At 42.7% G+C, this 21224-nt stretch carries 16 protein-coding genes and 2 pseudogenes; 17 read left to right on the top strand and 1 reads right to left on the bottom strand.

Annotation, left to right across the window (positions count from 1 at the left end; translation table 11 throughout):
* Positions 1 to 41 precede the first annotated feature (41 nt).
* On the bottom strand, positions 42 to 1007 hold the full coding sequence (locus tag L4C42_RS22210) for a DHH family phosphoesterase (RefSeq protein WP_429761771.1): 966 nt from the start codon (positions 1005 to 1007) through the stop codon (positions 42 to 44).
* A gap of 350 nt (positions 1008 to 1357) precedes the next feature.
* Here L4C42_RS22210 and L4C42_RS22205 point away from each other — a divergent pair, with 350 nt between their 5' ends.
* From L4C42_RS22205 to L4C42_RS22125, 17 genes and pseudogenes are all read left to right on the top strand, one after another.
* Positions 1358 to 1765: an RT0821/Lpp0805 family surface protein gene (locus L4C42_RS22205; protein ID WP_429761770.1), complete on the top strand. Its 408-nt coding sequence runs from the start codon at positions 1358 to 1360 to the stop codon at positions 1763 to 1765.
* The gene (locus L4C42_RS22200) at positions 1765 to 3570 is read left to right on the top strand and encodes a polysaccharide biosynthesis/export family protein (protein WP_429761769.1); all 1806 of its coding nucleotides are present in this window, start codon (positions 1765 to 1767) and stop codon (positions 3568 to 3570) included. The genes L4C42_RS22205 and L4C42_RS22200 overlap by 1 nt, the downstream gene beginning before the upstream one ends.
* 21 nt (positions 3571 to 3591) lie before the next feature.
* Positions 3592 to 4377: an ABC transporter permease gene (locus tag L4C42_RS22195; RefSeq protein WP_429761768.1), complete on the top strand. Its 786-nt coding sequence runs from the start codon at positions 3592 to 3594 to the stop codon at positions 4375 to 4377.
* Positions 4378 to 4407: 30 nt separating this feature from the next.
* The gene (locus L4C42_RS22190; RefSeq protein ID WP_429761767.1) at positions 4408 to 5865 is read left to right on the top strand and encodes a KpsE/RkpR family capsule polysaccharide export protein; all 1458 of its coding nucleotides are present in this window, start codon (positions 4408 to 4410) and stop codon (positions 5863 to 5865) included.
* Between the two features lie 8 nt (positions 5866 to 5873).
* Positions 5874 to 6419, top strand: a complete 546-nt coding sequence (gene rfbC / locus L4C42_RS22185) for a dTDP-4-dehydrorhamnose 3,5-epimerase (RefSeq protein WP_429761766.1) — start codon at positions 5874 to 5876, stop codon at positions 6417 to 6419.
* 96 nt (positions 6420 to 6515) lie between these two features.
* Positions 6516 to 7346, top strand: a complete 831-nt coding sequence (locus L4C42_RS22180) for a glycosyltransferase family protein (protein ID WP_429761765.1) — start codon at positions 6516 to 6518, stop codon at positions 7344 to 7346.
* On the top strand, positions 7343 to 8317 hold the full coding sequence (locus L4C42_RS22175; protein ID WP_429761764.1) for a glycosyltransferase family 2 protein: 975 nt from the start codon (positions 7343 to 7345) through the stop codon (positions 8315 to 8317). The genes L4C42_RS22180 and L4C42_RS22175 overlap by 4 nt, the downstream gene beginning before the upstream one ends.
* Before the next feature lie 115 nt (positions 8318 to 8432).
* Positions 8433 to 9662, top strand: coding sequence for a mannose-6-phosphate isomerase, class I (gene manA / locus L4C42_RS22170; RefSeq protein ID WP_429761763.1), 1230 nt, complete (start codon positions 8433 to 8435; stop codon positions 9660 to 9662).
* Between the two features lie 65 nt (positions 9663 to 9727).
* Positions 9728 to 10618, top strand: coding sequence for a dTDP-4-dehydrorhamnose reductase (rfbD, locus tag L4C42_RS22165; RefSeq protein WP_429761762.1), 891 nt, complete (start codon positions 9728 to 9730; stop codon positions 10616 to 10618).
* A 129-nt stretch (positions 10619 to 10747) separates the two neighbouring features.
* Positions 10748 to 11644: a glucose-1-phosphate thymidylyltransferase RfbA gene (gene rfbA / locus L4C42_RS22160; RefSeq protein ID WP_429761760.1), complete on the top strand. Its 897-nt coding sequence runs from the start codon at positions 10748 to 10750 to the stop codon at positions 11642 to 11644.
* Between the two features lie 121 nt (positions 11645 to 11765).
* A complete protein-coding gene (locus tag L4C42_RS22155) occupies positions 11766 to 13187 on the top strand; it encodes a mannose-1-phosphate guanylyltransferase/mannose-6-phosphate isomerase (protein ID WP_429761759.1) in 1422 nt (473 codons plus the stop codon).
* Positions 13187 to 17278 carry a glycosyltransferase gene (locus tag L4C42_RS22150; protein WP_429761758.1) on the top strand — a complete coding sequence of 1364 codons (4092 nt, stop codon included), beginning with the start codon at positions 13187 to 13189 and terminating at the stop codon, positions 17276 to 17278. The genes L4C42_RS22155 and L4C42_RS22150 overlap by 1 nt, the downstream gene beginning before the upstream one ends.
* A 37-nt stretch (positions 17279 to 17315) precedes the next feature.
* Complete coding sequence (locus L4C42_RS22145) at positions 17316 to 17981, top strand: sulfotransferase family 2 domain-containing protein (RefSeq protein WP_429761757.1); 666 nt, start codon at positions 17316 to 17318, stop codon at positions 17979 to 17981.
* Between the two features lie 626 nt (positions 17982 to 18607).
* Positions 18608 to 18823: pseudogene (locus L4C42_RS22140) on the top strand (CatB-related O-acetyltransferase); the annotation flags it as partial.
* 130 nt (positions 18824 to 18953) lie between these two features.
* Positions 18954 to 20207: a glycosyltransferase family 61 protein gene (locus L4C42_RS22135; protein WP_429761756.1), complete on the top strand. Its 1254-nt coding sequence runs from the start codon at positions 18954 to 18956 to the stop codon at positions 20205 to 20207.
* A gap of 244 nt (positions 20208 to 20451) precedes the next feature.
* A pseudogene (locus L4C42_RS22130) lies at positions 20452 to 20946 on the top strand (ISAs1 family transposase); the annotation flags it as partial.
* 152 nt (positions 20947 to 21098) lie between these two features.
* The coding region (locus tag L4C42_RS22125) for a transposase family protein (protein WP_429758916.1) at positions 21099 to 21224 on the top strand (126 nt) is incomplete at its 3' end.

The raw sequence follows: 21224 nt of genomic DNA, 5'->3' as shown, positions 1-21224 counted from the left end.
TTTTTAGTGCACCTCAACATTATAAGGTGCGATGCTTGTTATTAAGCATTCAGGTAGAACGACTCTACTTTTTGAATAAAGCTGTCTAGCTCAGCTTCAGGCAATGCATTTACCCCAGCGGCTGCCGCTCGTCCACCACCTGACTCAAATTGGGCACAAATATCTCCTGCGCCCTGTTTATTGTCAAGCGGAGCTCGAAGAGAAACCGTATAACTGCTGTCTTGATTTCGGGTTAATACTGCATGTGCCTTGTGACTTGCTTGGTTCGCCAGCAAGTTACCAAAAACCCCACTGATTCGTCGTGATGCTGCGGTATCAGGAAGTTCGATAACCGTTAATTGTTTGGAGGAATAAGTAGGCTCAATAGACATTGCCAACGCCAAGTCAGCCTCATACGCGGCCTTTAGCACAAAATAAGGCGACTCCGGGTCTTCTAGCACCTCAAATGGCGATGAGTATTGGTATAGCGCTTTAAATAAGGCGGCTGGATCAAAATGCAAATCGGCAATGTTGGCACCATAACCGTTGTAATTGACTAGAGTGCCCAGCTCTTTAAGAAAGGCTCTTTGGGCACTGGAGTAACCGGCCTCAATGGCTAACTCATCCGCTTTTGCAATTAGGTTGTCACCATAGGCCGCAGCAATCGCCCAAGCGTGATATTGACCTTTTAGTAAACGATCAACAATCAGTGATGTACATGTATTGGCATCTAAATCAATGTGCGCTTCCAGCCCATCAAATTGAGGAATCTCGCACGCTCTGTGATGATCAACGTAGAATACCGTTGCCCCACAAGATAGCGCCTTTGCCACACTGTTATGGTTTTTCTCCATTGAGACATCTAAAACAGTGAGATGATCGCCTTTATTCACTACCACCTTCTCGACCAATTTAATGTCGCGTTTCACCCCTGTGATCAATACAGATTCCTTAGGTTGAGCGAGCCTAAGTTGTAATAACGCAATAATGCCATCCGCGTCGCCATTGAAAATATCGTAGTGTGTCATGTGTTTTAGAGTCCTATGAAATGAATAAGCGTTGTACCTAATTGATTGCAACAATAACGTAATATAATTACACAGTTCAATATCAAACTAACCAATAGATGATAACGACAACACTGCCTAGCGATAGGAACTATCGTCAATCTATCGTCAAACCGAGACCTAAATCAAAAATCGTGACATTGCTTCACACTCACTCTCACGGTATGATATCGACCGCATAGAACGGCTCAATCTGTTCTTAAATTACACCAAAGCATCTCAACTTTTCACTCGACGCGTGTTATGGATAACGCAACAAACCGTAGGGCGGTAGCGTACCCAAACCCGGTCCAAACACTAAGACCTCTGTTTTGAAAATTACTACCAAACTCACACTCGTCTCAGTCTGCGCAATGGTATTGTCTGGATGCGCACAACCACCACGTCAAGTTGAAGCTCAGGTTCCCCTTGTTGGGCAATCGACGATCACCTATAGCGAACGTATCCCAGAAAAGTATTGGGTCGCATTGAACAACCCAATTACAACACAAATCAATGCCAGCGGCATGATGGTAGCAGTAGGTAAACCTTATACTTCGGGACTTGGTCAGGAGTGCCGAGCGCTACAAATGACGACCGATATTAATGAAAACCGCACGCGCATCGCCTGTGCGAAACTAGAAAGTTCCGATATCAGTTCGGCTTCAACGACGCCAATCAAAATCTGGTACTTAACCGACAATATCGTTGAAACCTCAACCATAATAAAGATTCAGTAATGTCAGTATTTCAGCTTACTTATCGGCTTAGTAGCCTTGCTCTGACCGTTATTGCCTGCTCATCCGCATTCGCAGTAACGATACCACCAGAGCTTATGGGCACATCCTCCAGCTCTACCGCTGTGCCAACCGGCGCAGCTACCCAGAGCGCCTCAATCCCAACAAATGCCTCACAGGTCTCCATTTCCTCTCAGCTGCAAGCTGGAATGACCCCAAACCAAGCGCTTGAAATGGGCAGTTACAATACCACTGGGCGTCAAGGTACATTGCTACCAGGGGAAGTTAACGTTCGAGAATTGCTCCCTTCTTCTGGTGAAGCACTGCCACCGCCTTATGGTGCCAATTTATTCGCAGGCGGTTACGAGACCGAGCGTACCGATGGCCTGAGCGACAATTACCTAATTGCCGCAGGTGATAAGATCAACATCTGGCTATGGGGAGCGGTGAACTACTCCGATGTCACCACAGTTGACAACCAAGGCAATATTTTCATTCCCAATATTGGCCCAATAAAAGTACAAGATGTCCGTGCCAGTGAAGTAAACGCATTGGTGAGCTCTAAAATTAAGCGAATTTACACCAAAAACGTTAATGTCTATGTAAACTTGCTGACCTCAACACCGGTAAGTGTCTATCTCAGCGGCCCTGTTATTCGCCCGGGTCAATATGCAGGCATGGCTTCAGACTCTTTGCTTTACTACCTAAAACGCGCAGGCGGCATCGACTCTGAGCGAGGCAGCTATCGAGAAATAAAAGTTCTACGTAATAAAAAAGTCATCGCCACGGTCGATCTCTATGAGTTTATTCGTACCGGTGAACTGCCTAAAATGAGCTTTAAAGACGGTGATGTCATTCTTGTGAAACCGCAAAAGTCGGCTGTCGTTGTTGCTGGTGGGGCACGCAACCCATTCCGGTTTGAGCTAGACGGTGACAGCGCACTAGGGTCGCAACTGTCCGATTACGCACGTCCTCTCGCAAAAATTTCGCACGTTGGTATTGTCGGTAACCGTGCTAGTGGTCCGTTTTCACGCTACCTAACTTACAAAGACTTTCTAACCTTTGAAGTACAAGACGGCGATAAGGTTTTCTATAATGATGACCTGCATGCACAAGTGATGGACATACAAGTCATGGGGAGCTACCTTGGCCCGTCCTACTTTGCCGTAAAGAAAACCGCGAAACTGCATGACGTACTGCACTACATCCCGATTAATCCGCAATTGGCTGATTATGGCTCGATTTACATCCTAAGAAAAAGTGTCGCTGAACGTCAAAAGCAAACACTAAACGACTCGTTAGATCGATTAGAGCGCAGTGTATTCACCGCGCCAGCCTCGTCCGATGGAGAAGCGGCAATTCGCGCTAAAGAAGCCGAAATGGTGCTGCAATTTTCTGAAAAAGCACGCAAAGTACAGCCTTTGGGCAAAGTCATCGTGTCTGAAGATGGCAACATCGCCAATATCATGCTAGAGCAAGGCGACCAAATCGTCATTCCATATAAGACCGATCTTATCGCTATTGGTGGTGAGGTGCTGATGCCGCAAGCTGTGGTATTTAACAAAAACGCCACCATCGATGATTATGTAGCTTGGGCGGGTGGATTTACGGAGCGAGCAGAAGATCAGCGTATTGCTATCGTTCGTGCCAATGGTCTGGTCGAGTTTGGTAACGACAAAATTATCCGCAAAGGTGACCAAATATTGGTCCTGCCGAAAGTCGATACCAAAACCATGCAAGCGGTTAAAGACATCACACAGATCGTCTACCAAATTGCCGTTTCAGCCAACGTAGCGCTGCGACGTTAACCCGCATACCGGTTGTACCTGATGGCCACAGTAAAAAAACGTTCGACACTCATTATTTGGAAAGACGTCATCTTTGCTATCTTTCTGCGCGAGATAAAAAGCAAATTTAACGATAAACTTGGGATTGCTTGGAGCGTTATCTCGCCGGTGAGCTTTATCTTTCTGTTGTCGTTTATTCGCGGAAAAATGGATGGTGGGAATACGCATGGTATCCCAACATTTTTCTTCATGGTCTATGGCATGATATTAGTCCAGTTTCTGCTGGGCATGATTGAAACCGTTTCTACATCCATCAAAAAGAATAAGCCTCTCTATGCCTTTAGGCAGGTACAACCCATTAGCTCCGTCATCGCCATCGCAGGCTTTGAATTCTTGGTCAAGGTGTTTGTTATATTAACCATCGCCGTACTATGTCTGTTTTTGAAAATGGAAACCCAAATAGATGACCCTATTGAGGTTATGTTTATTGTGGTTCGCGTCTGGTTAATCGCCACCAGTCTAGGACTGATTTCAGCCCTAGCGTCTTGCTACGTTCCAGAGCTAGATAAACTGCGCAGTCTCGCGATGAGACCCATTTTCTTTATTTCCGGTATCTTTTTTAGCCTTCAAGATATCCCCAGAGAATATTGGCATTACTTAGATTGGAACCCACTGCTCCATGCTGTCGAACTGATGCGCTACGCCGCTTACCCGGCTTACGGCTCTGAAGGCGTAAGCTACTTTTACTTAGACATTGTGACCATTGTCCTCGTGTTCTTTTCTTTAGCTTGTTATCACGTAAGCTGGAAACAAGCCATTAGCCGCTAACGCGCGACTAAACAGCCAGTAAAAATTACTATGATTGAAAAACGATTTAATGAGTTTAGAGTCAGCGTTAAGCCCTCAGAATTTAACGACATTGACTTCTTGCTCAATGAAGCCAAACAACTTGACGCCGATGATCCGCAACTTGCTAACCGAATACGCCTACGAGTCAAAAATTTAAAAGTGAAACAACAAAGCACGCCGAACGACTCGGTGACAGCGGCAACCGTACAAACATCGGCAGTGAAGAGTGCAACGTTAAGGACGCCCTCCAAGCCCATTGAAAATAACCAAGCATCAGAGACAACTGCTTCAAATGGCGCTACGAAAGCGCCTTCAACTGCAACGGAAGCAGATTCAAAAGCACCACAATGGTACGACTTTGCCAAGCCTCTCATCGAATGGATCTCACGACGACCATTTGTGGCTTTAGTGGTTATTCCAACGCTGCTATTTTCTTTGTATCAAACCTTATGGGCCTCTGAGCGCTTCGAGAGCCAAGCACAAGTAACGGTGCAGCAGCCGGACGGAATGGCGACCATGGATGCCTCAATGGCGTTACTCAGTGGCCTAGGGGTAAGCAGCTCTCAAGGGACAGACTCTGAACTGGTGAAAGCCTATATTTACTCCAACGACATGATTGAGTACCTCAATCGTCAGTTGAATATGCGACAACACTTTAGCGATAGCGGTATCGATTATTTTAGCCGATTGCACGACAGTGACAGCAGAGAAACCGCCATCGAATACTATAAAAAACGAGTGAAAGTCGAAGTTAATACCACCTCTGGCGTGATTACTATTTATGGGCAGGCGTTTAGCTCAGAGTACGCGCAGCAGCTCACACAAACCATCGTTGGCCGTGCCGAATGGTATATAAACTCGATAGGTCACCAGCTGGCTCAGGAGCAGCTAACCTTTATTCAAGGTGAGCACGAGATAGTGGCGCAAAAACTTCGCGATGCTCAAACCGCCTTACTTGGCTTTCAACAAAAATACAATTTAATCGACCCAACAGCAGAAGGCGCCGCAATTCAACAAATAGCCTATGGGCTAGAGGGGCAAATCGCCACCAAAAATGCCGAGTTAACGGGCTTAACTCAGATTATGAGCGCACAAGCCCCACAGGTAAAAATGTTGCAAAATGAGATTGCGGCTCTCGAGCAACAACTTGTCTCTGAGCGTACTAAACTCGCTACCTCTGAAGGCGAAAGCTTTTCAGTCAGTCAGATTCTGGCCACATTTACTGACTTAAGAGTCAAAATGGAGTTAGCGCTCCAAGCATACACGTCATCGCAAGTGTCGCTAGAGAAATCTCGCATTGAGGCTTACCGCCAGTTAAAGTACTTAGTTACCGTAGAGGCCGCGACCCAACCAGAAGACAACCAGTACCCAGAGGTACTCTATAACATTACTTTGTTTGCTATTTTAGCCAGCATGGTCTTTGCTATTGGGCGCATTATTGTCCTCACTATCTACGAATTAAAATAAGGCATAAAATGAAAATCATCGAAACCTCTATTCCGGATGTAAAGATTATTGAACCACAAGTGTTTGGAGACGAGCGTGGTTTCTTTATGGAAACCTTCCGCACCACCACCTTTAACGAACAATGCGCAGAGCGTGATTTTGTACAAGAGAATCACAGCAAATCCAGCCAAGGGATTTTACGTGGTTTACACTACCAAACTGAAAACACCCAGGGAAAGCTGGTACGAGTCGTAAAGGGCGAGGTTTTCGATGTTGCCGTCGATATGCGCAAGGAGTCTCCAACATTTGGTCAATGGGTAGGGGTTTACCTTTCAGAACACAACAAAAAACAGCTTTGGGTACCCGAGGGGTTTGCTCATGGGTTTTATGTGACCTCCGAAGAGGCTGAGTTTGTGTACAAATGTACAGATTTTTACAACCCTAATGCTGAAATTTCTGTTAAGTGGGACGACCCAAGCCTTAGCATAGAGTGGCCTTTGGTTGATGGTAAAAGACCTAACTTATCCGGTAAAGATGAAAACGGCCTACTCTTTGCGCAAGCACCGACATTTTAACTAAGCACCTACGCTTTTTTATTAGATAAGCACTTTTATTAGATAAGCACTTCCTTACCAACATCCTGATACCTCGAAACGCATACAGGGATTATTATGCATTTGTACATTTCTGCGGTATCGCATGGACACGACACACTGATTCGAAAACTTGAGTCATTAAAACGACTGGCAAAGTGCGATGATGTCACCGTACTTTGCCGCGATAACAAACGCAGTACACAGCTAAAACAGCACTGTGAACGTTCAAACATACACTATTATCAAAACAGTAAAGTGATAGGGTTTGCGACAAACAACAACTTAAACTTCTTGGAAGCCAAAAAGCTGGGCATGAAAAGTGACGACTACTTTGTCTTGCTTAACTGCGATATTCACATCAACATGCCATCAATATTGCAACTTATTGACAGTTTAAAACAGCGCAAACCGCTTATTGCTGCGCCAAACTTGTTTTTGGATCACAAACATCAACACTTTGATGACAACTTACGATGCTACCCTTCACTGCTTACATTTAGTAAAAACTACCTATTAAATGACCGCAGTAGTGTCGTTGACAAACATAAACCAGAGCAACTGCCGAAGCACTATTGGGCCAGTGGTGCATTCCTGCTATTTAAATCACTCATCTATGAGCAGCTTGACGGGTTAAATGAACGCTTTTTCCTCTACTGCGAAGACATCGACATTTGCCAAAGAGCGCAGCAGCAAGGGATCTCGGTTACGTTTTTGGATCACATTAAAGCGACCCACCACCGTCAACGTAGCAGCCAACAGTTTTTATCGCGGGCGTTCTTTTTACATTTAAATAGCGTGTTGATTTATTCGCTGACGTGTAAAAAATTACTATCAGTCAAAGGGTTACAATTACACCAAGCTAACTCACTTCAACCTCAACCAGTGAACAAACAAAAGCCATCGTGACAACCACAAACACATTGCTGCAGACCGACTGGGCCGTTATTGTATTTTATCAACCTGATGACAGCGCCATTAACCATGCTTTGTGGCTTCAGGCTCAATACCAAAAGCAAGGTGGCGGCGTGGTGGTGGTTGACAACACCACGGAAACAGGCAACAACAATCAAACGCCAACAGCCCGTCGATTCAAGCATAGTATTTGCTATGGAGAAAACCTTGGTATTGCCAAAGCGCTAAACGATGGGATTGACTACGCCAAACAGCACGGCGCAACATGGTGTTTTTTGTTTGACCAGGACTCGAGACCAGATACAGAGTTTTTCCTGTCTATGCGCCAAACCATTCTATCTATCGACAACATCGACAACAAAGATAGTATTTTTGAAAACGTTCTATTCACGGGCTGCACCAAAAAACATTTACGTCCTGTTGCTGCCATTGCTCCCGTTTACTTTGACACCAACCTTCAACGCAGCGGCTCTATCATTCAAATTGAGGGGCACAAACTCACGAAGCGTCCAGCTAATGCGGCCCTACATTGGGCAAGTTACACTATTACTTCAGGTAGTTGTGTCAATCTCGCTCACTATGATCATGTAGGCCCACATGATGAATCGTTATTTATTGACTTTGTTGACATTGACTGGGGTCTAAGAGCAAATGCGTTAGGGCACCAAATACTTGTGGTTCCAGCGGCCAAGCTCACGCATTGCTTAGGTATTACCCCAGTGTCAATATGTGGATTAAAAGTGGTAAACCACTCCCCGCTTCGTCACTACTACTATTTTCGTAACATGCTACACATGTTGAGACGACCGTATGTCCCGTGGGTTTGGAAAGGACTTGAGCTCATAAAAGCGCCGATACGATTTGCGGTATATTCGGTTTTTACTCAAAACAGAATGAAACACATGCAAGCCATGATAAAAGGGCTTTATCACGGAGTTTTAAATAAATCTGGACAATACCCGTAACTGATTCGATCCATTTCGCAGTCAACTACAATTCGCATTCAACCACAGAAAGATAGTAGCATCGCCAACAGCATAGAAATCACAAGGAGAGGCAGAAAAACACTGCTCTAGAACCATGATGCATTTATTAGAAAATCAAATAATCCACTCTCACTGGGGCTGTGCCCAGTCAATGAGTGAACTGTTTGGCTACCCAAACCCAAGTAACCAACCAATGGCCGAGCTTTGGATGGGCGCTCACCCTAGTGCTTCCTCTGCTATTGTAGTTAATAATGAACGCGTACAACTCAATGACTGGATATCCGCACAACCCAATACCGCGCTAGGAAAATCGATAACAGAGCGCTTTAATAGTCGTCTGCCTTACCTGTTCAAAGTACTTTCTGCGAAAACGCCACTGTCGATACAAAGTCACCCATCTAAAGCTCAAGCAGAGCAGGGATGGCAACGAGAAAATGACCTGGGAATTCCTTTAGGTGACCCTAAAAGAAGCTACAAAGACGATAACCACAAACCAGAGCTCGTGTACGCCCTCACGGAATACCATGCACTCAATGGCTTTAAACTTATCCCAAACATCATAGAGATTTTCGAAGGGCTGAATGTTGCGAGTCTACATCTATGGGTTGACGTTCTTAAAAACAATCAAACAGAAAGTGGGCTAAAGCAATTCTATTCCCACCTGCTAACATTGCCGTCTCCAGGCGCCACACTTGAGGAAGTGTTGGATGCTTGTGCCCAAAAAGTACAAAGCAATGAAATGTCTCTCGACCAGCATACTGCCTATACATTGGCTCTGAATCTGCACCAACAATACCCTTATGACATAGGCATCTTTGGGGCGCTAATTCTAAACTATGTCGTTTTACAGCCAGGTGAAGCGATGTTCCTTAAAGCAGGGACACTCCATGCTTATTTAAAAGGCACTGCATTGGAACTCATGGCAAACTCGGACAACGTACTCCGTGGAGGGCTTACACCTAAATATGTCGATGTGAAAGAGCTCATCCACACAACAATTTTTGAGCCCCTTTCCTGCAGTGAGTTAAAAATAACACCGACTCAACTAGCGACGGGGGAGGCTCTTTACCAGGTGCCTTGCGATGACTTTTCTCTTTCTATTATTGAACTAGAACATTCGAATAATGAACATCAGGCCACCTATCAGTACCACTCAAAAAGTAGCGATATCCTCTTTGTTATAGAAGGAAGCGTGACCATTATCGACTCAAAAGGAAAGGTGCTAACCCTAAAGTGTGGTGACAGTGTGTTTTTAGCCGCTAATGTTTCGAATTGCAGTATCAAGGGGCAAAGTAGACTCGCTTTAGCATCTTGCTCTGTTTAACTATATCAGGTTAAAAATAACACCTTAGTTTTAACTCAATCAAATCGGCTTTGCCAAGGAATCGAATGAAAGTACTTATTACTGGCCGTGGTGGTCAACTAGCTCACGAACTAGAACAAACCGCACCCAACCACATTGAATGGAGCGCGTTCGACGCAAGCCAACTTGATATCACGAATGCAGCAAGAGTTTACGAGGTGCTGGTACAAGAGTCTCCCGATATTGTCATCAATGCCGCCGCATACACCGCGGTTGATCAAGCAGAAACCGACAGTACCATGGCTTATGCTGTTAATGAAAAAGGCAGTAAAAACCTAGCTTTAGCCTGCAAAGAAATCAGCGCAAAACTGATTCATGTCTCTACTGATTTTGTGTTTGACGGCAAACAAACCACACCTTATGAAGTCGATGCCCTCCCAAGCCCTATCAACATTTACGGCGCATCCAAACTCATGGGCGATATGAAAATCAACGACATTTTAGGAAGCGATGCAACGATCATCCGTACAGCCTGGGTCTACTCTTCCCACGGTAACAATTTTGTAAAAACCATGCTCCGCCTAATGGCTGAAAAGCCAGAACTTGGTGTGATCTACGATCAAGTGGGAACGCCAACTTGGGCTAAAGGTTTAGCGAAACTAATCTGGACACTTACAAGTAAAGCTGACAGCTCTGAGCCTTCAGCTGACAGCTTAATGTTACATTGGACCGACGCAGGCGTGGCGTCTTGGTACGATTTTGCGACGGCAATCCAGGAGCTGGCGATAGAAAAAGGCATCCTAGAAAAGGCTATACCGGTGCGCCCAATCCCAGCAAGCGCCTATCCGCTGCCCGCCAAACGTCCAAGCTTTAGTGTGATAGACAAATCAACGACCGAAGCCTATAGCGGAGTGGATACCATTCACTGGCGCAAACAGCTCTCATCGATGATCGACGAGCTAACAGCTAACAGCTAACAGCTAACAGCTAACAGCTAACAGCTAACAGCTAACAGCTAACAGCTAACAGCTAACAGCTAACAGCTAACAGCTAACAGCTAACAGCTAAATTTTTTCATACAGATAACAACACGTAAAGGCTTAAAAATGCAAAACTCCAACCTACCCCGCAAAGGCATTGTCCTTGCTGGTGGTTCTGGCACTCGCTTATATCCACTGACCAAGGGGGTGAGTAAGCAATTAATGTCGGTCTACGACAAACCGATGATTTATTACCCAATTTCAACCTTGATGCTGGCGGGAATTAAAGAAATTCTCATTATTTCAACTCCCGATGAATTGCCACGTTTTCAGCAACTTTTAGGCGATGGCAGTGACTGGGGCATTCGCTTTGAATACAAAGAACAACCATCACCAGACGGTTTAGCTCAAGCGTTTATTCTTGCAGAGTCGTTTTTAGCTGGCGCACCAGCAGCTCTGGTGCTCGGCGATAACCTGTTCTACGGTCATGACTTGGCCAAATCCCTTATCAATGCTAGTAAGCGGGCTAGCGGGGCAACGGTATTTGGTTACCATGTTGCCAATCCCACCTCATACGGTGTGGTTGAATTTGATGAAAATGGCACGGCTATCTCAATTGAAGAAAAACCACACCAACCCAAGTCTAACTACGCTGTTCCGGGGCTTTATTTTTTTGATAGTGAAGTGGTTGAGTGTGCTAAAAATGTCCAACCTTCACCTCGGGGTGAACTAGAAATTACAGACGTTATTGAACAATACCTGAACCAACAAAGCTTAAAAGTAGAACTAATGGGGCGTGGCACAGCTTGGCTGGACACTGGGACACTTGATGACCTGCTTGATGCTGCGGTATTTATTCGTGCAATAGAAAAACGACAAGGTTTAAAAGTCTGCTGCCCAGAAGAAATTGCTTATCGACAAGGCTATATCACTGGGGAACAACTTCGTGATATAGCACAGCCTTTAGTTAAGTCCGGATACGGAGCTTACCTACTTGAGCTACTAGAAAAGAAAGTATTTTAGAGAAAGTCGCTCTTTGTAAGTAGATGACTCCGAATTAGTGCTAATTCACTTCAAACTAACCACCAAAAAGTCCAATAGCCAATTAAAACAATGAACAGGGGCTATTAAACAGGGTAGTGTTATGATCAAACCAGTTATTATGTCAGGCGGCAATGGCTCTAGACTTTGGCCGCTTTCCCGTAAAAAACATCCGAAGCAGTTTCTCTCACTTATAGGAGAGCAAACTATGCTGCAAGAAACAATCACTCGCCTACAAGGGCTAGATATTGATACCCCTAGTGTAATTTGTAATGAAGGTCACCGCTTCATTGTGGCTGAGCAACTCAGAGAAATCTCGTGTGAAGGCGCCAATATTATCCTTGAACCTGAAGGAAGAAATACCGCTCCAGCGATTACACTTGCAGCGCTCAAGGTATTAGAACAAAAACAAGATCCTATTCTACTTGTGCTAGCAGCTGACCACGTCATCAAAAATACGGCAAAATTCCATAAAGCGATTGAAGCCGCCGCCAGTTGTGCAAATAACGGACACTTAGTTACATTTGGCATACAACCCGACCGTGCTGAAACTGGGTATGGATATATTAAAGCCAGTGAGGATATTGCTGGTACTCAATGTTATCGCGTTGCTAAGTTTGTTGAGAAACCAAGCAAAGAAATAGCTCAACAATACGTAGAATCTGGTCACTACTATTGGAATAGTGGAATGTTTATGTTCAAAGCCAGTACGTTTATCCAAGAACTAGAAAAACACAGACCAGATATCCTTCTTGCCTGCCAGAAAGCGCTGGTTGACACCACAGAAGAGGTCGACTTCATTCGTTTAAAAAATGACGCATTTCTTCACTGCCCTGCTGAATCGGTAGACTACGCCATTATGGAGAAAACCGAACATGCTGCAATGGTACCTCTCGACGCCCAATGGAGCGACGTTGGAGCCTGGGACTCAATTTGGGAATGCCAAGCTCGAGACAGTAATGGCAACAGCCTTCGCGGAGATACTCATACCATAGACGTTAGCAACAGTATTATTGATGCTAGAGATAAAATGGTTGCTGCTATCGGTGTAGATAACCTAATTATTGTAGATACTAGCGACGCTGTACTAGTGGCGCATAAAGATAAAGCGCAAGATGTAAAAAAAATCGTAGATAAACTCAGCAAAGATGGGCGTCGTGAAGCAACGCAACACCGCACGATTTATCGTCCTTGGGGCAAAATAGACCTACTGATGAAAGGCGAAAGGTATAAAACCAAAAAAGTCACCATTTATCCCGGTCAACGACTATCGCTACAAAAGCACTTTCACCGAGCAGAGCACTGGGTTGTCGTACAGGGAACAGCGAATGTACGTTGTGAGAACAAGACTCTAGTCGTGACCGAGAATCAATCTACCTATATCCCAATTGGAGCCGAACACTCCCTAGAAAATCCAGGCCAGATCGCGCTAGTAATGATTGAGGTTCAAACAGGTAGCTACATTGATCAATCAGATATTGTACGACTAGAAGATTTATATGGATTTGAAAAGGATTACCTTTAATGACACAAGAACTAACGTGCTTCAAGGCTTATGACATTCGTGGAGAACTAGGAACAGAGCTTAACGAAGATATCGCTTATCGCGTCGGACGAGCCTTCGCACAGTATCTAAACGCTAAAAAAGTCGTCGTTGGAGGAGATGCTCGCGAAACCAGTGAGCCTCTAAAACTCGCACTTGCCAACGGCATTCAAGATGCTGGGTGTGATGTCATTGATATAGGAATGGTGGGAACCGAAGAAGTCTACTTTGCCACTTCAAACCTAAACACCGATGGCGGAATAGTAATCACAGCTTCTCACAATCCAATTAATTACAATGGAATGAAGCTAGTACGTGAAGACTCCAAGCCCATTAGTGGGGATACTGGATTAGACGAAATTAAACGTTTGGCCGAAGAAAATAACTTCATGGAGACAAGCCATAAAGGAGAATACTCTAGGCAGTCCAACCTCGAAGCGTATGTAAAGCACCTTTTAACGTATATCGACGCCAGCCTCCTAAAGCCGATGAAAATAGTCGTCAATGCTGGTAATGGCGCTGCTGGCCATGTGATTGATGCAATTGAAGAGCAATTCAAAAAACGGTTAGTACCAATTGAGTTTGTAAAAGTTCACCACAAGCCAGATCATACATTTCCCAATGGCATTCCTAATCCCCTACTACCAGAGAACCGCACCGCAACCGCTACTGCGGTTATTGAGCACAAAGCTGACCTCGGTATCGCCTGGGATGGAGACTTTGACCGCTGTTTCCTTTTTGATGAAAATGGCAACTTTATCGAGGGCTACTACATAGTAGGGTTACTTGCAGAGGCATTCCTGCAAAAAAGCAGTCATGAGAGAATCATCTACGACCCGCGCGTTTACTGGAACACAGAAGATATTATTAATAAATGTGGCGGAACGCCAATCATGTCTAAAACAGGGCATGCATTTATTAAAGAGCGCATGCGCAAAGAAGACGCAATCTATGGTGGTGAAATGAGCGCCCACCATTATTTCCGTGACTTTTTCTATTGTGACAGCGGTATGATTCCTTGGCTATTGGTCGCTGAGCTATTATGCACACAGAACAGCAATCTCTCCGCTCTAGTTAAAAAGGGAATCAACAGCTTCCCAAGCTCTGGTGAAATAAACAAAAAAGTAGCCAACCCAGATGCTGTGATTCACAAAATCAAGCAACTTTACGGCACACATCCAGACTGTAAGATAGACTATACGGACGGTATAAACATTTGTTTTCCTGATTGGCGTTTCAGTCTCCGACAGTCCAATACAGAACCACTCATCAGACTAAATGTAGAGTCAAAAGGAAATGTTAATAAGATGGAAAAGATGACTTCTGAAATCCTCGAGCAAATCGAAAGCACACACATACCTCCACAATACCAAGGTGCTATCGATATTGTCGATGCTGATGTAGCCTATGGTTGGATCCGCAACAGATCTGAAGAGAAGTCTATTAACATCCATGTCGTTGTTGAAGGCAAAGTCTTGGGTTCTGGAGCGGCCAATATTTTCCGAAAAGATCTTTTGGATGCTGGAATTGGAACTGGAAACTATGGATTTGAAGTAAACATTGCAACCTTACCGGTCAATGATGGAAGAACATTAGAATACACCCTGGTAGACGCTGACACAGGTCTTACTATTGACAGTATTTCTCATGTGAAGCAAAAGCCACATCAAAACTATCAAGCCGATATCCAAGGTATTGAACATGGACATCTAATTGTCCAAGTATCGTCTGACCAGCCTCTTCATAAAAAGGCCATTCAGTTATTCAATGAAAATAAGCTAATCGCTACGCAAGAAATTGATACCAACAAAAACAAAGTAGAGCTACGCTACACTCTCCCTATACAATTTATTGATGGTAAAAGGCATTTATATAAAATAGCTATTTCTGGTATACAAGATACGCTTGCCGCGCGTACATTGGCAGAGCATCCCATCCAAACACCTTGGCAGTACATAAAGGACAGCTTCAATAAGCCCGGCTTTATGTCTATGCCAAAGCAAGCGGACAAACGCTATGAATCTCTGCATTTTCAACTTGAGGCTATCGCCAATGGGAAAAGTGCGTTCGACGTACAAGACCTAATGATAGCGCATAAAGTGATTGTCGAAGGCTATGAGGGGAGAACCGCTTTCCCTCGCTTCAATCTACCTAAGTGGAAGAAGCCCGAGGTTTCAATTATTGTTCCAGCTTATAACAAATTTGAACTCAGTTACCATTGCATTGCATCTATTGCCTTAGCTTATAATAAAACCAGCTATGAAGTCATTCTAGCCGACGACTGTTCAACGGACGACACAAGTACCGCAGAAGATATTGTAGGAAACCTTGTAGTATCGCGTAATCCAGAAAACTTACGCTTCTTACGAAGCTGCAATCGCGCAACTGAAAAGGCTCAAGGAAAGTACATCGTATTTTTAAACAACGACACTGAAGTTACATCTTACTGGCTAGATGAGCTGGTCAATAAAATGCGCGGTGACCAGACCATCGGTATGACCGGTTCTAAGCTATTGAACCTAGATGGTAGCATGCAAGAGGCTGGCGGCATTGTATGGGAAAATGGACAACCATGGAATGTAGGACGTGATCTAAATCCTCTTTCTCCAGAGTACAACTATGCCCGTGAGGTGGATTACCTCACCGGTGCGGCAATGTGCATTCGTAGAGATGTTTGGGAAAGCGTGGGTAGATTTAGTGAAGAGCTAGTTCCGTGCTACTACGAAGATACTGATCTGGCATTTAAAGTAAGAGATGCAGGCTTCAAAACTGTATATGTGCCTCATTCAGAAGTCGTGCATTTTGAGGGACAGAGTCATGGTACAGACGTTACCAAAGGACTTAAACGCTACCAAGTTATCAATGAAGGTACATTCCGTCAAAAGTGGTTCAAACAGTATCGCAACAACGGTAAACCTAGTTTCGAGAATCTGAGATTTGAAAAAGATAGAAACGTTGACCAGCGTGTATTGGTGATAGATTACGCCTCACCAATGCCAAATAAGGACGCTGGCAGTTATGCTGCTATTCAAGAGATGAAGCTCATCCAATCACTCGGATTTAAAGTCACTTTTGTTCCAGCGAACCTAGCCCACTTTGGTAAATACACGACCGACCTACAAAGAATAGGCATCGAGGTACTTCATGCACCTTTTTACTTCAGCGTAAACCATGTGCTAGAAACTCGTTTGGATGAGTTTGATGCGGTATATATCACTCGCTACCACATAGCTAAAGACTACATCGATTACATTCGCCAAAATTCGAACGCAAAAATTATCTTTAACAACGCTGATCTTCACTTCTTACGTGAGATGCGAAGCGCACTTCGTGATGGTGGCAATCAAGCTAAGCTTGAAGAAGCACTTCTAACCCGCAAAGAGGAATTGGACGTATGCCGAGACGTCGATGCGGTACTATGCTACAACTCCACAGAACATGCTGTGATAACCAGCCATATACTCGAAGCGGAAAAGCTACACATAACCCCGTGGGTTTTGGAAAACAAATCAGCTGGACCAAATTTTGATGAGCGTGAAGGTATTGCTTTCCTTGGTGGTTTTAACCATACCCCAAATGTGGAAGCTGTAGAGTACCTTGTCAACGACATAATGCCACTATTAGAGAAAAAACGCCCAGACATCAAGCTATATGTTTATGGGAGCAATATGCCGAAACGCATTAAAGAGATGGAAACAGACAATGTACAAATGGTAGGCTTTGCTGAAACATTAGACGGCGTTTATCACGACCATCGTGTCTTTGTTGCGCCACTGTTATCGGGTGCGGGCATTAAAGGTAAAGTATTAGAGTCTATGGCTTACAACCTACCTACTGTGTTAACTGATGTTGCCGCAGAGGGAACAGGCTTAACTCACGGAATTAGCACGTTAATTGCGCAAGAACCACAAGAGTGGGTTGATGCCATCATTAAACTTTATGATGACAAAGCTCTGTGGACTAAGTTCGCTGAAAACAGTCAAGTATTGGTGGAAGCAAAGTATTCATTTGAACACGGGCATAAAGTATTTAAAGATATTTTTGCTAGTGTTGGGGTTTATTCAAGTAAATAAATTAAGGTGTGGAAGGGAGCCTTCCACAATAAAAATTATGGCAATTATAAATAATTCAAAAAACTTCGTTTTTGTACATGTACCAAAAGCTGCAGGCACATCTGTAACCAATGCCTTATCAAAATATACTACCTATCTGGATTTAGAAATTGGTGGAACGCACTTTGGTGAGATTATACAGCCTGCTTATAAGAAACGGTTCGGATTAGGAAAGCACTCTCCTGCTTCAGGTATGCGCACCGTTATTGGCGAAGATAAGTGGAATGAAATGTTTACCTTTAGCATAGTACGCAATCCTTATGAACGAGTTATTTCCACCTTTAAGTTTTTAAATAAATGGGAAGGAACACCTGCCAAATATAAAGAAGAGTTAAGTAAGTTTAAAGATATTAATGAGTATATTCTTTCTAATATGTGGGAGGAGTCGGATGGCCCTGATTTTATTTTTAAACCACAGACGTTTTGGTTAACTGATGTGAAAGATAGAAATAAGGTTATTGTTGATTTTATTGGCAAATTGGAAACCTTGGATATTGATTTGGCAAAGATAAAATCGAAAATTGAAGGTTGTGAAATTGAGGAAAAACCTACAGCACAATTAAATAAGACTGAAGGTGAGTATAATTTGAGTGTTGAATCTATTGCAAAAATTAATTCTCATTATTCACGAGATTTTGCTTTTTTCGATTATAAAACTATATAGGGTTTTAATCATGATTTTTACTGCATTCGGTTTTGCTCGCTCAGGTACTACTGTCCTAGCTTATAGATTAAATTCACCCCTGAAGGCTTCAGTGCAATAGAAGCAAAATACCCTAAGTTGTCACTTAATAATTTCACTTTCAATGTAAGAGATGAATTGTCAATAGATGAGGCTAAATATTTAAATAATGAATATAATTTTTCTACAGCAACGAATAACAGAATATCATTATGCATATAAAAATTACTAATGAAATGCTAACAGTGCTTGAGCGTATCAGAGTGTATTTTAGGCCTTTTTTTCACTTTGATGGAGCACTAGGCAAGACGATAAATGTAAAGAATAAAGTTATTGCTGAAGAGTATTCAAGGATTCCCGAAGTTGCTTTATCTTGGAATGAAAAAGTTGAGATTGGTGCTTTTTCATATGTAGTTCAAGGATGTATGCTAGAAGGCTGTATAATTGGACGCTTCTGTTCCATTGCGACTGGTACGAGAATCATGAGTGATGGTCATCCGTTAGATCGTATTACGACATCAACGATTACATATGGGGAAAATGTATTTAATATTGTAAAAAAAGATTTCGATGTTGAAATAATACAGAACCGTACAATACCTAAAGCTAAAAATACGATTATAGGTCATGATGTCTGGATCGGAGAGAATTCAACAATAAAGCGAGGAGTAACTATTGGAACTGGTTCAATCGTAGCAGCAAACTCACTTGTTGTTAAAGATGTCCCTCCTTATGCAGTTGTTGGAGGAAACCCTGCGAAGATTATTAAGTTTAGATTTGACGAAACTAAAATTCAACAACTCTTAAAATCTAAGTGGTGGGATTTACATCCTAAAAGTTTTTCTGCACTGGATCTAACAAATATTGATTTGTTCCTTACAAATCAGAGAAAATTCGAGTGTGCAGATTATAAAAAATATGACATAGCTGAAATAATGAAAGAGTGTTTAGATAATGATCTTGGGCAGAAATGACAGTAGTAGTATAATACAGAAAATAGAATCCCTAACTGGTATTATATGCCCATGGGAGTTAAATAAAATTGAGTCCTGGACGTTTCAGGTTTTAGCTCACTTACAAGGTAACCCTCTATTAGGTATTACATCCAGTGATGAGTTATTAAAAGCTAGAGTGAAAAAATTTCCCGGCGAAACTGAAAGCAGACTTTCTGCTACTTGGATTGGCTCACCTTCACCTTTTTTTGGGAAAAAACATTATAAAGAACATGGTAGCCGAATTATACATAATACAGTAGAAAGCAGGTTTTATTTACTGGAAGATGTATCAATATATAACTTTTATGAATTTGGACCGATTGTTTTTGATGAAGAAAATAATGTTATTGAAGAATTGTCAACCCCTTTTTACCGGTTAGTTTTATTAGAAGATGATTTCCCAAAGCGTTTTGAGCATATAGTAAAGCCAGTCTGTGCACTTTCAGATCGCTTTAATGAGGCCAATTATGCACATTGGTTACTCGATTCAATACCTAGAATTAGAGGTAAAGTGCTCATGGAAAGTGAATCGGATGAAGTTAATTATCTGTGCCATCAGGTGACTAGTGATTGGCAAAATGATATGTTATCTCATTTTTCGGTTGCTATGGAAAAACGAATTCAATTAGAACCGAGACAGTTATATAAATTTCGTAAAATAGTTCTCCCTGATGATTTTGGCAGAGCCGTAATGCACCCATCTAACAAGACGAATAGTAGTGGAATAGCGAAAATTACTGAAAATTTGAAGAATTGCTTTTCTGAAAGTTTTGATATTCTTTTCATAGAAAGAAATTCAAATCGTAGATTAATCAACCAAGACTCTATTGTGGAGAAGTTAACAAACAATGGTTTTAGAGTGAAAGTTATTGATTGTTCGAGGATTTCTTTTGACAAGCAAAGGGAATTATTTAATGAAGCTCGTATCGTAATTGGTGTACATGGTGCCGCATTGGCAAGTAGTGTGTTTATGCAAAGAGGGAGCTTTCTGTTTGAACTATTACCCCAAAGCTATGGCAATCCTGCTTTTTGGATGGTTTCAAGTGCTAAAGGAGTTAATTATGTAGGGGTTACCGACCTAACAGAAACGGGTGAAAACTCTAGGCCTAGGTTAAAAGATATAATGGTAAATATCACAGCAATTGAAAAAATTAATGTAATATGTGGCAATGTTATTAAATTAATTGGAAATACAACATCAAAGAAGAAATAGTAATACTTGGTAATTGTTAATTACAAGCAATAGGCAATACCCTTATGGAAGTTTTAAAGCTCAGAGAGAAGCAGGGAAACCGCATGAAGGTCGTTGATATATAAGGGCTGCGGTGATGCTTAAAATTAGTTACCAATGCCTCATTACTCTCAGTTTTCAAATGTAAACTAATGAAACTTAAGATCGTCTTGTAGATCATTCCTGTTGTTTTGTAATAGCTCCTAGACAATATAGGAGCCTAAATATGAGCGAGTTAACCAACCCATTTATGCACTTCCAAATCATTAAAGACTATCGACAAGAAAGCAAAGTAGAACACAAATTATCAGACATTATTTTGCTGACAATTTGTGGTGTTTTGTCGGGTCACGATGGCTGGGATGGCATTATTGATTTTGGTAATGCTCGCTTAGATTTCCTCAAACGATATGGTCATTTTGAAGCTGGCATTCCTTCGGCGGATACACTATCTCGAGTGATGGGTATGATTAATCCTGCAGCGTTGCAAAGAAGCTTCATTGCTTGGATGAAGGACTGTCATACACTGACGGATGGTGAAGTCATTGCCATCGACGGTAAAACATTACGTGGCTCTTATGATCGCTCGAAGGGCAAAGGAACGATTCACATGGTGAACGCTTTTGCGACAGCGAATGGAATGAGCATTGGTCAACAGAAGGTTGATAGTAAGAGTAATGAAATTACAGCGATCCCCAAGCAGGGAAAAATCATCAACATGCCTATGTTTAAAGGGTTTGTGGTGTATTGAGTTCTCAACTTTTGAACTTCACTAGTTAGCGTTATCACATAACAATCAATTGTCCGATGATCGATTTGTAGATCATTTTCAGTGTTTTCTAATACCTCCATAGACAACTTGGAGGTCCAACGATGAGTAACCAGCACCCATTTATGCATTTCGATGTCATTCCTGATTACCGACAACAAGGCAAAGTCGAGCACAAGTTAACTGATATCATTCTGTTAACAATTTGTGCTGTACTTTCTGGCCAAGAT

The sequence above is a fragment of the Vibrio wakamikoensis genome, from assembly GCF_050337275.1.
Taxonomy (GTDB): domain Bacteria; phylum Pseudomonadota; class Gammaproteobacteria; order Enterobacterales; family Vibrionaceae; genus Vibrio; species Vibrio chaetopteri.
Note: the sequence above shows the minus strand (reverse complement) of the source record. Positions and strands in the feature narration are given on the sequence as shown.